The sequence below is a fragment of the Collinsella phocaeensis genome (assembly GCF_900119895.1).
Lineage (GTDB): Bacteria > Actinomycetota > Coriobacteriia > Coriobacteriales > Coriobacteriaceae > Collinsella > Collinsella phocaeensis.
Window position 1 is genome coordinate 1,313,285 of the sequence record NZ_FQLR01000004.1, and the last position, 13,896, is coordinate 1,327,180.

Annotated in this window: 7 protein-coding genes; all 7 read right to left on the reverse strand. The window is 64.1% G+C overall.

Features of this window, described 5'->3' with window-relative positions:
- Window positions 1–227: 227 nt before the first annotated feature.
- Entirely contained in the window at window positions 228–2,960 is a 2,733-nt protein-coding gene (locus tag BQ7355_RS07740) for an NlpC/P60 family protein (RefSeq protein ID WP_072415664.1), read from the reverse strand.
- 163 nt (window positions 2,961–3,123) lie between these two features.
- On the reverse strand, window positions 3,124–6,063 hold the full coding sequence (locus BQ7355_RS07745; protein ID WP_159430452.1) for a L,D-transpeptidase family protein: 2,940 nt from the start codon (window positions 6,061–6,063) through the stop codon (window positions 3,124–3,126).
- A 105-nt stretch (window positions 6,064–6,168) separates the two neighbouring features.
- Entirely contained in the window at window positions 6,169–9,030 is a 2,862-nt protein-coding gene (locus tag BQ7355_RS09445) for a GH25 family lysozyme (protein ID WP_072415666.1), read from the reverse strand.
- A gap of 173 nt (window positions 9,031–9,203) precedes the next feature.
- Window positions 9,204–11,006, reverse strand: coding sequence for an AAA family ATPase (locus BQ7355_RS07755; RefSeq protein WP_072415667.1), 1,803 nt, complete (start codon window positions 11,004–11,006; stop codon window positions 9,204–9,206).
- Window positions 11,007–11,288: 282 nt separating this feature from the next.
- Window positions 11,289–11,975, reverse strand: a complete 687-nt coding sequence (locus BQ7355_RS07760; RefSeq protein ID WP_072415668.1) for an N-acetylmannosamine-6-phosphate 2-epimerase — start codon at window positions 11,973–11,975, stop codon at window positions 11,289–11,291.
- Window positions 11,976–11,990: 15 nt separating this feature from the next.
- A complete protein-coding gene (locus tag BQ7355_RS07765) occupies window positions 11,991–12,947 on the reverse strand; it encodes an ROK family protein (protein WP_072415669.1) in 957 nt (318 codons plus the stop codon).
- 9 nt (window positions 12,948–12,956) lie between these two features.
- Window positions 12,957–13,877 carry a dihydrodipicolinate synthase family protein gene (locus BQ7355_RS07770; protein WP_072415670.1) on the reverse strand — a complete coding sequence of 307 codons (921 nt, stop codon included), beginning with the start codon at window positions 13,875–13,877 and terminating at the stop codon, window positions 12,957–12,959.
- Between the last annotated feature and the right edge of the window lie 19 nt (window positions 13,878–13,896).

Here is a 13,896-nt window from a genome sequence, read left to right on the forward strand (position 1 = left end):
CAGCCATACCTATTCTACGGGAGCGCAGCCAAACACCAGGGGCACTCGATGAACGGCGCTGAACTAGGATGCGGTCGCCCCCCTCAGCAGTCTTTTCCCGTGGCGTGCTCTTATGCATCGACTCGATGGTTAAAGGCAAACTCCCCTTTAGGCCATATTGGAAACAGTTGTGCCCGAGCCTTCCCAAGAAAGCCCGGGCACACAAAGGATTCTGTCGAGCAGGGCCCCTACGGCATAGGCCTAGCGACTGCAAGGACCTTTGCGTTGTACACGCTCGCGATCCTCACCCCGACGCGCGGGCTGTACGCCTCGATGATCTTGTCATTGCCCAGATAGATCGACACATGGCCGGAAGACAGGATCAAATCGCCAGGCTGCCTGCTCGCAAAGGATACGTGCATGAAGCGCGACGACGCCCTCATCTGGTTCGCGTACTGGTCGTGACCGGGCGTGTAGTAGTGGTCCCAGGGGTTCATGGGAGACAGGTCCATGCCGCATGCATAGAGGCTCTGCATAACCAGACCGGCGCAGTCGACCCCCACGCCGGGTGCGCACGAGTAGTCCCAGATGTATGGGGTGTTGAGATAGTCCATCGAGCGTGTGACCATCGCGTTCACGCAATCCATACGCGTAGCGTCGAACGGGATGCGCGATTCGGTTCGATACCCAAAGATACCCGAGCCCTGGTTCTTGATGGAGACGGACTTGTTAGACACCTTGTAATAGCTACCCGGCGTCTGGTAGCCGATATATGGCAGAGACCCCACGGCAGCATAGTACGCCCCCGTGGTCGAGCCGGGCGCAGCGGCACCCTTCGCTCTCAGCCGGATCTGAACGGCCTGAACGCTCAAGTTGCATGACGTCGTGCCCGCCACGGCGCCGTTGGACGTCCATCCAAGCCATCCGATCTTCTCAACGTGCACGCGGTACCACACGTCGAAATGCTTGGACGCTTGGCCGGTCAGTGAGATTGCGACAGCCTGCAGCGATTCGTTAGCAGCCCCAGCGTCCGCACCATCTGATACCGCGGAAAGCCAACCCTTGTTCGAGACATGGACGCGATAGGAGATTCCGCCCTGGAGACTCGAAGACCCGTATGTGACTCGAAGACCCTTCAGCACCTTGGACTGCCCGACGGTGCCGCATACGGATCCGGTGGAGACCGCAGTCTGCCAGCCAGACCCCTCCACGTTGCCGGAGTAGGAGATCTGCGGCGTCTGGATGAATGGCGTGCCCGTAGAACCCGGCGCCGCGGCCCCCTTGGAGACCAAGCAGACCTCGACAGCCTCGACAGAGGCCGCAAGCCCCTCCGACCCTGCCGCATCACCGTTGCATGCCCAGCCGAGCCAACCGATATTGGCGACATGCACGCGGTACCAAACGTCGTAGCGGTCCGCCAAAGATCCCGTCAGGCTGATCTTCACGGCCTCGATCGGAAGGTTCCTGCCCGTCGTGCCCGATGTCGCCCCATCGCGGACCGAGCCCTGCCATCCGATGTTGGAGACATGGGATGCGTAGACGATGGACCCGGAATCTGGAATACCAGGACAGGAAAGGCGAATAGCCTGGAGCGAAAGACCGCGACCGGTCGTACCGAGAACGATGTGGGCCCCTGGGGAGTATTCCTTACCGGTGCGCCAGCCTATCTCGGCGCTATGGGCACCGTACTCGAAGACAGGCGCCTTGAATGCGTTGGATTGCGGGCCCGGGGCAGCGAAGCCCTTCTCTACCAGAACAACCTGAATTGCCTGCACGTCTCGTCCGTACCCCTGGGATCCGGCAGGGTCCCCGTTGCTCGCCCATCCCAGCCAGCCGAACTCAGCAGAATGGACGCGATACCAGATGTCGTACTTCTGCGCAACCTCCCCGGTCAACCTCATGCAGATGGCCTCAACGGCGAGCTTGCGTCCCGTCGTGCCTACACTGCCCGTCGACCAGCCTTGCCATCCGATGTTCGAAACATGCGCCCGCGCCTCGATTGCGCCACCCGCATCTGCAAGAAGGCTGAATCTCAACGCCTCAAGCCGCAGCGCGCGGCCCGTCGTCCCGGCAGTCTCGCCGTCCCTGCTCTGCCCCATCCAGCCGATATCCGCAACATGGGCAGAGTAACCGACCAGCGCCTGTGTAAAGGCATCACCAGTGGATCCCGGAGCCGAAGCGCCCGATGCAACAAGCGCCACCTGGACACCGTACAGTTTGCGCCCGAAGCCCTGAGACCCCGCAGGTTCTCCGTTTTTGGCCCAGCCGCTCCAGCCGGACGCCCCGCAGACCCGGTAGTACAGGTCGAACGATTGTGCGGCCTCTCCCGTGAGCTGGATCTTCACGGCCTCGACCGCCTGGCTTTTACCGACTGTTCCCGCATAGGCCGTGCCGTCCATCGCGGTCCATGGCTGCCAGCCGATGTTGGAAACGTGAAGGCTCGCCTCGATGCCGCCGGGCACGTCACCGGAATACGCGACGCGCAGCGCCTCGAGCGCATTGCCCGCACGGTCCGACCCGGCGGTCTTCCCAGCCCCTACCGGATCGAGCCATCCCAAGTTGGACACATGCGCCTGGACGAGAAGCCCTTCGCCCGATGCATTCTCGCCTGCGTCCAGAGGGCACTGGTTTTCATCTTGAACATCAGGTTCGACAGGAATCTCCTCATTCGCCCCGGCTCCACCGGACGTGGATGAACCCTCAACCAAAGTGCTTTCGCTATCGGTCGGCTCAAAAGCTCCCGAATCATCGGCAACCTTGTCGGAATCCATGTCCTCGTCCTTGACGCCGTCGACGCCGCCATCAGTCGACGCAGCCCCGTCCATCGGTTGCGCGGCGGCTGCGCCGTCTTGGATGTCAACGTCGCTCGATACGGTGTCATTCACTACGGCGTCCGCATAGATCGAGACGGGCTGAATCAGGTATCCCAACACGAACGCCACCATGGAAATCCAGGCGATCGTCCTCCTCAACGACTTCATGCGCAGTCCCCCTTACATTCTTACATCCATTCGTTCTCAGGGCATCCATTATACGCAGAGCCCCGATAAGGCGCCGTATGGACTGTGGGAAACCCCGACCTCGCCCAATACAGCGAAGCGCCCGGCCATATCGACCGAGCGCTTCCCGACCACGAGCATCACGTTACTCGTAGGTAACGACCTTGGTACCCGTTGGGATGTTGTCCCAGATCCACTTGGCGTTTTCGAGCGAAAGCCTCACGCACCCTTCCGAGACGTGCTCCCCGAGCCTTCCGTCCTGGACGTTAAAGGTCCCCTGGTCGTACTTGATCGTATGGAACAGGTAATCACCGTAGAACTGGGTGTAGTAGTAGCAGCTGTAGCCGCGACCGAACACGTACCCCTTAATCCCGACGGTGTACTCGCCGAGGACCGTAGGCGTGAGCGGCGCACCCACGGAGCATACCCAGTACGCCTGCTGCTGCCACATGCCCTTGGAGCCACGGTAGATGCCCACACGGCACGTCGTCGTGTTGACCATGATGAGCCACGGGGTCCTGCTGCCGTACGCATTGGCACGGTTCTTCATTTCCAGCTGGTCCGCAGGAACGATGGGCTTATCCGTAAACGGCTTATACGTAGAGCCCGGAGCGGCAGAGCCCTTGGGCAGAATGCGAATCTGGACCGCCTCGAGGCGATACCCGAGCTTGCTCGTGCCCGCCGGCTCGCCGTTCTTGGTCCAACCGAGCCATCCGTACTCCTCGGAATGCGCACGGTACCACACATCGAAGTACTGGGAGAGCGTGCCCGTGAGCCGGATCTTAACGGCCTCGATGCGCTTGCCCTTACCGGTGGTTCCAGCAAGCAAGCCATCGGAGACCTCGGATTGCCAACCGATATCCTGCACGTGGGCGGAGTAGGCGATGCCGCCGTCGAGCGAAGAGTCGACGGAGAGCTTGAGCGCCTCGAGGCTCAACGCCTGACCCGTCGTGCCCACCGTGCCATCGGTCGTGCTCGAGAGCCAGCCCTTGTTCGAAACGTGCGCCTGCGACGTGAGCGTGGGCTTCGAGACGACGGTGGGTTTATCGCTCGCGGGCGCATCGGAGGAGCCCTTCTTCACGAGCCTGATCTCGATGGCCTCGGCCTGCAGGGCGGTGCCCACCGTGCCCGCGTCGGATCCGTCGTGAGCCCAACCGAGCCAGCCGTACTCTGCGGAGTGCACGCGGTAGTACACGCTGTAGGAATCGGCGAGCTCGCCCGTCAGCTTGATGCGGATGGCCTCGATAGGCAAGTTCTTGCCGGTGGTACCAGAGATGGTGCCGCCGTTCACCCAATTCTGCCAGCCGATGTTGGACACATGGGAGCTGATCTGGATGTCACCGGAGACGGGACCGGAAACGATGGCTCGAACGGCCTGGAGCGAAAGGGACTTTCCGGTAACGCCCACGGAAGCGCCCTCTCGGACGGGGTCTTGCCACCCGACGTTAGCGCTGTGGGCCTGGATCGTGATATGGGGCGTATCGTAGGAGGTCTGGACGTACGCATTGGACGTCGAGCCCGGGACGGAGGAGCCCTTCTTCACCAACGCCACGCGCACCGCGACGGCATGCGAATCCGTACCGGTCGAACCGGCTTCGGCTCCATTGGACGCCCAGCCGAGCCAGCCGGCATCGGAATCGTATACCTGGTACCAAATATCGTAGGAGCTCGCCAGATCGCCAGACAGCTTAAGCGAGACGCCCTTCAGGACATCGCCCGATGCACCGGCGGCAGAACCCTCGGAAACCCAGGCGCCCCAACCACCGAACTGCGAGAGCCCGCGATACTGGAGGGATCCGGCGGCGAGCTTGTTATCAACCGACAAGGCGAACGTCGAGATACGACCACCCCTCTCGGAGCCGAGGGTAACGGTCGTCGCCTTGCCAAAGCCAGTTGATGTGCCGGAGAGGTAGGAAACGGAGCCCGACAGCTGCTCTTGGGACCCAAGATACGCTCCTGACGTGGAGCCCGGGGCGGCGGAGCCCTTGGCGACGAGCTTGACCTGAACGGCCTCGACGGCATGCGACATCCCGACCGTGCCGGCGGGATCGCCGTCCTTCGCCCAGCCCATCCAGCCGATGCCCGAGACGTGGGCGCGGTAGTACACGTCGTAGGAAGCGGCCATCTCGCCGGTGAGCCGGACCTGCAGGGCCTCCATCCTGAGGCTGCGGCCGGTGGTGCCGGCGGTGCCGGAGGTCCAGTCCTGCCAGCCGATGCCGGAGACGTGGGCGCGGACCTGGACCGTCCCGGGGAGCTGCTGGTTCTCGAGGGAGACCCTCAGGGCCTCGAGGGACAGGGAGCGGCCGGTGGTTCCCGCGGTGGCGCCGTCGCACACGGCGGCCATCCACCCGATGCCGGAGACGTGCGCCCCGACAGACACGTCGACCGGCTTGCGGCGAAACGCCTCGGAGGTCACAGATCCCGAGGACGACGGAGCCTCCCCGCCCTTCTCGACGAGCAGGATCTGGACCGCCTCGAGGGCGCTGGAGTAGCCCTGGGTGCCCGCCTCCTCGCCGTCCTTCGCCCAGCCCATCCAGCCGATGCCCGAGACGTGGGCGCGGTAGTACACGTCGTAGGAAGCGGCCATCTCGCCGGTGAGCCGGACCTGCAGGGCCTCCATCCTGAGGCTGCGGCCGGTGGTGCCGGCGGTGCCGGAGGTCCAGTCCTGCCAGCCCACGTTGGAGACGTGGGCGCGGACCTGGACGGAGCCGGCGACGGCTGGGTTCTCCAGGGTGACCTTCAAGGCCTCGATGGAAAGGGAGCGCCCGGTGGTGCCGGCGGTGGCGCCGTCGCGGAGGGCATCCTGCCAGCCCATAGAAGCGACATGTGCGGAATATGCGATCGCCGTCTCCTTTGCCGGCGTAACGGACTCGACATGCTGAGCGGCAGCATCGTTCGCATCGACGATAGCAGGGTCGTCCGCTTCGTCCCCTTCGGTGGCAGAGGGGCTCTGATCGGATGCGTCCACCTGCGGGGATTCAGTGGCGTTTTCGGAAGCCGGACCATCGGAGCCAAGGACGGCAGACGCTCCGTCATCAGAGGATTCCGCCGTAACCGGCAAGCTCTCCGCGACCGCCTGGCTCAACCCTCCCGTTAAAGATAGCGTGAAAAGCGCGATGCACGCCAGCACGCAAATGCATCGCCAGGCTGTCAGCAATCTTCTTCTGTGCATAGCTATCCCTCATTCCAGCTACAAAAGCGGCGCGTTTCTATACCAACCCCATTTCGGTGCGTAGGTCGTACCATAATGGGAGGTCCACCATTCAAGGGACAACGTGCGGATTCGCCCGTCCGCGTTGTCCATCACAAGACCGTCCCCCACGTATATGCACACATGGCCGTATCGGGACCCCATGACCGTATTGCCATGGGAGGGAACCGAAACGACCATACCGACCTTGAGGTCGGCAGGTCGAGACGAGGTGCAGAAGTTCCAGTAGTACTCATACGCATCCATATGGACGTTACCGAGCCCGATGTTGTCGAAAACGCGTGCGACCCACTCAGCGCACATATTAGGACCGGGACGCGGAACGGTGCGAGCGCTTTCGACGACGCGCTTTTGCATGGCGCTTCCCGCGGCAAGGGCCTGGGGGACGCCGCCGACGTAATAAGGACCGTAGCTACCGCTGCTCGGCACCGCAGAGCCGCAGGCGCGCACCGAGACCTGTATGGCGGTGACGTCCTGCCCCGCGCCCGTGGTGCCCGCCGTGGCACCGTTGCGAGCCCAACCGAGCCATCCGACATCTTGGACGTAGACGCGGTACCAGATATCGAAATACTTCGACAGCTCCCCAGTGAACGAGAAGCGCACGGCCTGGACCCTGTTGGCCGAACCCAACCCACCGGCCACGGAGCCCCCGGCGTACGATCCCAGCCAGCCCGCATTGGACACATGGACCTGATAGGAAACCCCACCGGAGACACCGCTCTGAACGGAGAGCTTGATGGCGTTGAGAGCGGTACGCGACCCCGTGCTACCGCTCACGGCGTTGTTGCCGACAGCGGAAGACAAGGCCGATCCCGTTGAGGTCTGCAGGGCGATAACGGGCATCTCGAGAGAGGGGCGGGCCGTCGAACCGGGAGCGGATGCGCCCTTTTTGACCAACTTGACCTGAACGGCCTCCACGGGCGCGCTCAATCCGACGGTACCTGCGGTAGCGCCGTCCTTCGCCCAATCCAGCCAACCGATGTTGGAAACATGAGCACGGTAGTAGACGTCGTAGGACTCGGCCATATCGCCGGTGAGGCGCGCCTGGACCGCCTCGATGGGCAGGCCCCGGCCCGTGGTGCCGGCCGTGCCGGAGGTCCAGTCCTGCCAGCCCACGTTGGAGACGTGGGCGCGGACCTGGACGGAGCCGGCGAGCTGCTGGTCGGTGAGCCCGACCTGCAGCGCCTCGACGGCGAGCGCGCGGCCCGTGGTGCCGGCGGTCGCCCCGCCGCGGACGGCCCCCTGCCAGCCGATGCCGGAGACGTGGGCGCGCACCGAGACGTCAACCGGCCTGCGGCGGAAGGCCTCGGGGGTGGCGGAGCCGGAGGACGAGGGGGCCTGGCCGCCCTTCTCGACGAGCAGGACCTGGACGGCCTCCACGCCGCAGGCGTAGCCCTGGGTGCCGGCCTCCTCGCCGTCCCTGGCCCAGCCCATCCAGCCTATGTTGGCGGCGTGGACGCGGTAGTAGACGTCGTAGGACTCGGCCATCTCGCCGGTGAGGCGCACCTGGACCGCCTCGATGGGCAGGCCCCGGCCCGTGGTGCCGGCCGTGCCGGAGGTCCAGTCCTGCCAGCCCTCGTTAGAGACGTGGGCGCGGACCTGAACGGAGCCGGTCTTCACTTGATTCACAAGGGTAATCTTGAGCGCTTCTATGCTCTTCGCTTTCCCCACCGTGCCAGCAGTCTCGCCATCAAGGGCAGCTTGATTCTGCCAGCCGATGTCGGCAACGTGGGCGTGCGTGGAGATGTGCTGGTTGGCCTCAGCCACCGAGCCCGGCACAAGCCCCTCATACGCATAGTTCACGTCCACGTTGCCCGAAATGCCCGGAACCTTACCCTGAGACGTGTACTGCCACGCATCCGGATCGCTCGGATACTCGCAAATCTTGTAGTACTGCGCCGACCACTTGCTCCACGAATCGAAAACAGGACTCGTGAGGTAGTACTTCCACCAGCGGGCGCCCGCATACACGCCCGCATCGTAGCCGGCGGCCTCGATCTTAGAGCAGAACGTCTGGGCGATATCCGCGAACCTGTCCTTGGCTCCGAGAGTCGAATCGTCCTCCATATCGTAATAGATGGGCAGATCCGGCGTGAGACCCTTCATCTCCGAAAGGACGTGTGCGGCTTCGTCAGCCGCCTCCTTGGTGTTCACCGAATAGGAATACAGATAGGCGCCCCACTTGATACCAAGGCGCTCGCACTCCTCGACATTACGCTTGAAATACTTATCCGTATCGCCGGCATTCTGGTCACCATATCCGATCCGCAGGATCGCAAAGTCCACACCGGCCGCCTTGACGGCATCCCAGTCGATCTTGCCCTGAAACTCGCTGACGTCGATGCCCTGTGCAGTAGCGCCATCGGGCAACGGATCCATGGCGCGACTTAAGAAATCACCGCTCGGGGCGCTCTCGTCGTCCAGGGACTCGATGCGCTGACCGTTCTGGTAACGCCAAGAATTCTCGACAAGCGTGCGCGAGGCCATGGTGTTCGCCTCAGAGGCGTCTTCAGCTGCGACGCTTTCCTCAGCTTCAGAAACATCATCCTGCGCTACGGCAAGTTCATCCGTCGACGCTGCGCCCTCCCCCATCTCGGTCGACGCACTGCCAGGGGCCTCATCGGCATCCTGCGACGCCTCCGCCTCCGAATCGACAGGTTCGTCGGACGTTGAGCGATCAGATTCCGTCCCGTCCGCCTGAACTGACCCGTCCTGAGCAGAATCCGCCTGCCCGCCTTCGTCCGAGACCGTTTCGGCATAGATGGCAACCGGCTGAATCGCAGACGAAGCGATCATCACGCCCGTAAGCAGCGAAACAACCGCACTCTTCCAATAGCTCATAGGTATAGACCCCTCACAGCAGCAACGTGATACGGGGTCATTTTACTCTAGGGGCACGACCATCTCAAATCGATTTGAACTTGAAACGAGGAAGCCTGCAATACAGAGGTGCAGCCCCGGCATCGGGCTCGACGATGAGCGGCGCATGACCATGAAAGGGCGAAACTCGGGATCTAGACCCTAGGCACCGTTTCCGCCGCCACCGCAACGTGCTTACCGGAACACGCAATCCCCCAGCGCACGCGCGACGACGCGCGCTCCGGCAACGCGCCCGCATCGTAGCGACGATCATCGATCTGCCGCAGAGCTTCCTGCGCCAGCCGTTTCAGGTCGCCCTCATCAGCCCCGCGCATATACTTGAGCTCGATGGTGACCAGGGGGCGGCTACCCTCGAAGAAAGGCGTCGCCTGGGGCACAAGTTGAATGTCCGGACGGCCGTCTCCCACCTCGCGATTAGAAACAGGGTCGGCAAACCCGCTAATCCCGAAACAAAGACCCAGGATGAGCATGTGAACGGAACGCTCGGACGTGATGTCGTGATAGCTTGCGGAATCCCTCAAGATGCGCCTCAGCTCTGCGCGCACCGTCACGGCGTCACAAGAGACCAGCGCTTCGTGAAACGCAGCGAGGCTGTCGCGCCCACCGGCGCCACGTGCGAACCGTTCGACGACCTCGTTTCTGTACAGCTCGGAAACCTCCGCATTGGGAATGCGCATTCGGCGCTGGATCCGCGTATTGTTGGGTAGCCCCGTATCCTCCGTCGTAAGATAGCCTGCCAGATACAGCATGCTCCACAGTGCATCCGAACGCACGCCGATATCAGGAAAGACAACACCAAGATCGAGCGGAGCAAGCAGGGTACCGCTTGACGAGAGAAGGCTGTACACCTTAGCGAGCATGGACTCGTCAGCATCGCGCACAAGGTCGGCCAAAACGGAATTGCCCGACGTGTTTCCCCAGTACACATCCGCAATACAGCCGTAGTTGACGTAGTTGAGCACGCTCCAAGGGTTATACACATCGGCCGCACCGAAACGGTACCCGTCATACCACCGGCGCGCCTCGACCATATACTTTGGATCGTCATAGCCCATGTAAGCGATCAGCGCAGCCGTCTCCGTGTCGGTGAAGCCGAAGCGCTCGTCGGAGTCGGTGGAAAGCGGCGTGGACACCACGAGGTTGTTCAGGTCGGAGAAGATCGACTCCTTGGAGATGCGCTGAACGCCGGTAAGGCACGCGAAGGCCAGCACCTCGCCTCCGTCCTTGAGCGGACCGGTGAGAAGGCGCTTGAGGAACGTGACGACCTCGCGGTAATACCCGCCGTTAGGACCGGAATAGCCCGCCATGACCGGGGCATCGTACTCGTCGACAAGCAGGACCACCGGGCGCCCATGGTAGGCGCGAAGCAGGCGGGCGAGGTACAGCAACGACCCCGCATAGTCCGACTCGGATGCCGAGCCTGTGATGATACCCATCACGGCATCCCAGTCGTACGCTGCCACCGCATCAGACTCTAGCACGTACGCGTGCCGATCGAACTCCGCAGCGAGCACGTCCTTGAGCGCCTCGTATGTCTGCTTCCAGGTGTCGCCCTTGGCGGTGCGCATGCTGAGGTAGATCACGGGATACGCCGCGAAATGCTCCCGATACGCGCCGCCGCCCATCTCCCAGACCTCCGTGCCCTCGAACAGGGAGGGATCGGCCACACCAGCGGGGACGGCCTCGAAGAACGCCTTCATCATGGTCATATTGAGCGTCTTGCCGAAGCGCCGCGGGCGGCAGAACAGCGTCGCCTTGTAGTTCGAGTCGAGCACGTCAGCGATAAGGGCGGTCTTGTCGACCAGCACCGACACCGCGGCGGCAGAGGTGAACCCGTCGTCGCCGATGGGCAGCCGTCTGCGCCCCGTGCGGTCCACGATGCGGGCGCCGGGAGCGCGCCATACGCCTTTACTGCATTCATGCAGCTCCACAGACATATGCGCACCCCTTTCTCTCACGTCCATCATGGTACCACGCCGCGTGGCGCGTCAATGCCGCCCGGCTCCATCGGCATCAGGAAAGGCTGCTCGAGCACTAATGGTTTCGCAGTGTGCTCCGCATCGATTCGTAGATTTCTTCCCGTTCGGTACGATTTCCTCACGTTGCGGATTTTCTTCCCGAGCGAGAAGAAATTGCGGCATCTCGTACAAGAAAGCCCCGCCGCGCAGTTCAAAGCGCGACGGGGCAGCAATCATGAGGCTATCGAGAGACGGTAGGCCCTACTTCTCCACCTCGGCCTTGAACCAGCTGGTGAGGCTCGTGGGGTGGGTGATGGCGGTGCCCACCACGACGGCCCATGCGCCGGCGTCGATGGCCGCACGGGCCTCTTCCGGCGTGTGGACGCGCCCCTCGCAGATCACGGGGATCTCGGGGAACTCCTCGGTGGCCTGACGCAGGAGCGGCAGGTCCGGACCGTCCGCCATGGTGCAATCGACAGCGGCGACACCGTGGGAAAGCGTCGTGGACACGATATCGAAGCCCATGTCCACCGCGCGGCGGATGTCCTCGATGGTAGCGCAGTCGGCCATGCAGAGAACGCCCTCCTCCTTGAGGGGGATCAGCGTGTCCGCGACGGTCTTGCCGTCGGGGCGCGGGCGGTCGGTCGCGTCGAACGCGACGATGTCCGAGCCCGCAGCGACGCAGGCACGGGCGTGGCGCAGCGTCGGGGTGATGTACACGCCCTCGTGACCGTCCTTCCACAGACCGATCACGGGAACCTCGACGCGGCTGCGGATGGCGGCGATATCCGCCAGGCCCTGGCAGCGGATGGCGGCGGCGCCGCCCAGCTCGCAGGCGCGGGCCATCTGGGCCATGGTCTCCGGGCAGCGCAGGGGCTCACCGATGTAGGACTGCACGCTGACGATCAGCTTGCCCTTCAGGGACTGAATGATGGGGTCAACAGCCATGGTACCTCCTAGGAATTAGATCTCGACGTATGCGGAGCGGACGAAGTTCTCGGCCGCACCGATGAGCGGGGCGTCCCCGCCCAGGTCTCCCCCGATGATCGGGGTCTTGGCAACGGGCGGCATGGCCTGCTCGGCAAAGCCGGCGCGCATGGCGTCGGACCATGCCGGACCGCATTGGGCGACGGAACCGGAAAGGATCACGCACGAAGGGTCGAGCATGTTGCACATGCTGCCCATCACCTCGCCGAGCGCTCGGCCCGCGCGCGCCTCGGCCGCGATGGCGGCCGGATCGCCCGCCGCGGCGCGACGGTCGATCTCGGCGCCATGCATAGGCGACCCGTCCGCGCAGAGCTCGTCTCCGCCCAAGCGGATGTACTCGCGGATGATGCCCGGACCGGCGCCGATCGGCTCCAGATGCGCGGTGGCACCGCACGAGCAGGGGACGCCCGCGGCAGCCGGACAGCACACGTGGCCGATATGGCCCGCCTCGTCGTGCTCGCCGAGCATGATGCCGCCCCGCTCGACGAAGGCCCCGCCGATGCCGGTCCCGACGGCGACGACAAGGCAGCTCGCCTTGTCGCGTCCGCCTCCCCAGCGCGCCTCGCCCAGAGCATGGGCGTGCACGTCGTTCAGCACGCAGCACGGAAGTCCGACGGCCGCCGTGACCTCGGCGGCCAGATGCGTCCCTCCCCACCCGGGCATGATCTCGTTGGCGTAGGTGATGTCTCCGGTCCTGGGGTCCACGACGCCGGCGGACGAGATGCCCACGCCCACGGGATGGCGATCGCTGCGCTCGATGGCGTCACGGACCTGTTCGATCACGCGCGCGAGCACGGCGGGGCCGCCCTGGGCGGCATCGGTGGGGACCTTGACGACGCTCTCGACGGTCGGGGCGGACTCCCCCATCACCACGAGGCCGCAGGCGATCTTGGTGCCGCCGATGTCGACGGCGACGATGGTACGGGCATCCATGACGGCCTCCTACAGAAGGCCGTTGTCGACGAGCACCTTGCGGATGGCCTCGACGTTCTCGCCCTCGAGGGCCTTGACCGGACGCGGCATCGTGGGGCTGTCGAAGACACCCATCAGGTGCATGGCGGTCTTGAACGCGCCGACGCCGCCAGCATAGCCCTGGACGCCAGAGGTGACGTCCCAGATGTGGCTGATCTCGTTCAGGCGGTCCTGCTCGGCCTTGACAGCCGGCCAGTCTCCGGCCTGCGCGGCCTTCCACATGCGGACGTACCCTTCAGGCTCGACGTTGGCGAGGCCCGGGACGGAACCGTCTGCGCCGCCCAGGTAGGCGCCGTCGACGACGACCTCATGACCGGTGAGCAGCGTCAGCGGATGGCCGAGCTTCTCGTTCTCCTGGACCAGGTAGCGGAAGGACACGTCGTCGCCGGAGGAGTCCTTGACACCGGCGAGCACGCCCTCGGCACCGAGCTTGGCGAGGAGCTTCCAGGGCAGCTTGGTGTGGACGCACACGGGGATGTCGTAGGCGAAGATGGGGAGGTCGAGCTCGGCATGGAGGATGCGGAAGTGCTCCTCGACCTCAGCCATGCCGCCCAACGCGTAGAACGGGCAGGTGGCGACGAGGACGTCGGCGCCCAGCTCCTGGGCAACGCGGCCGTGCTCGAGGACGCGCTCGGTCTCGGTGTCGATGATGCCCACCATCACGGGAACGCGGTGGTCGACGATGCGGACGGCCTCGGAGATGATCTGGCGGCGGCGCTCGTCGGTGGAGAAGACGACCTCGCCGGAGGAGCCGAGGAAGAACAGGCCGTCGACGCCGGCGTCGATCATGCGGTTGATGCTGCGCTCGAACGAGACGACGTCGAGCTGGTGGTCGGGGGTGTCGGGGACGACGACGGGCGGATAGACACCGGTGAACGCGGGCTTCGTCATGGGAAGGCTCCAATCTGTT

Coding starts and splice junctions, on each gene's coding strand:
- BQ7355_RS07740 (WP_072415664.1), bottom strand. CDS start 2,960: ATGAAGTCGTTGAGGAGGACGATCGCCTGGATTTCCATGGTGGCGTTC.
- BQ7355_RS09445 (WP_072415666.1), bottom strand. CDS start 9,030: ATGAGCTATTGGAAGAGTGCGGTTGTTTCGCTGCTTACGGGCGTGATG.
- BQ7355_RS07755 (WP_072415667.1), bottom strand. CDS start 11,006: ATGTCTGTGGAGCTGCATGAATGCAGTAAAGGCGTATGGCGCGCTCCC.
- BQ7355_RS07760 (WP_072415668.1), bottom strand. CDS start 11,975: ATGGCTGTTGACCCCATCATTCAGTCCCTGAAGGGCAAGCTGATCGTC.
- BQ7355_RS07765 (WP_072415669.1), bottom strand. CDS start 12,947: ATGGATGCCCGTACCATCGTCGCCGTCGACATCGGCGGCACCAAGATC.
- BQ7355_RS07770 (WP_072415670.1), bottom strand. CDS start 13,877: ATGACGAAGCCCGCGTTCACCGGTGTCTATCCGCCCGTCGTCGTCCCC.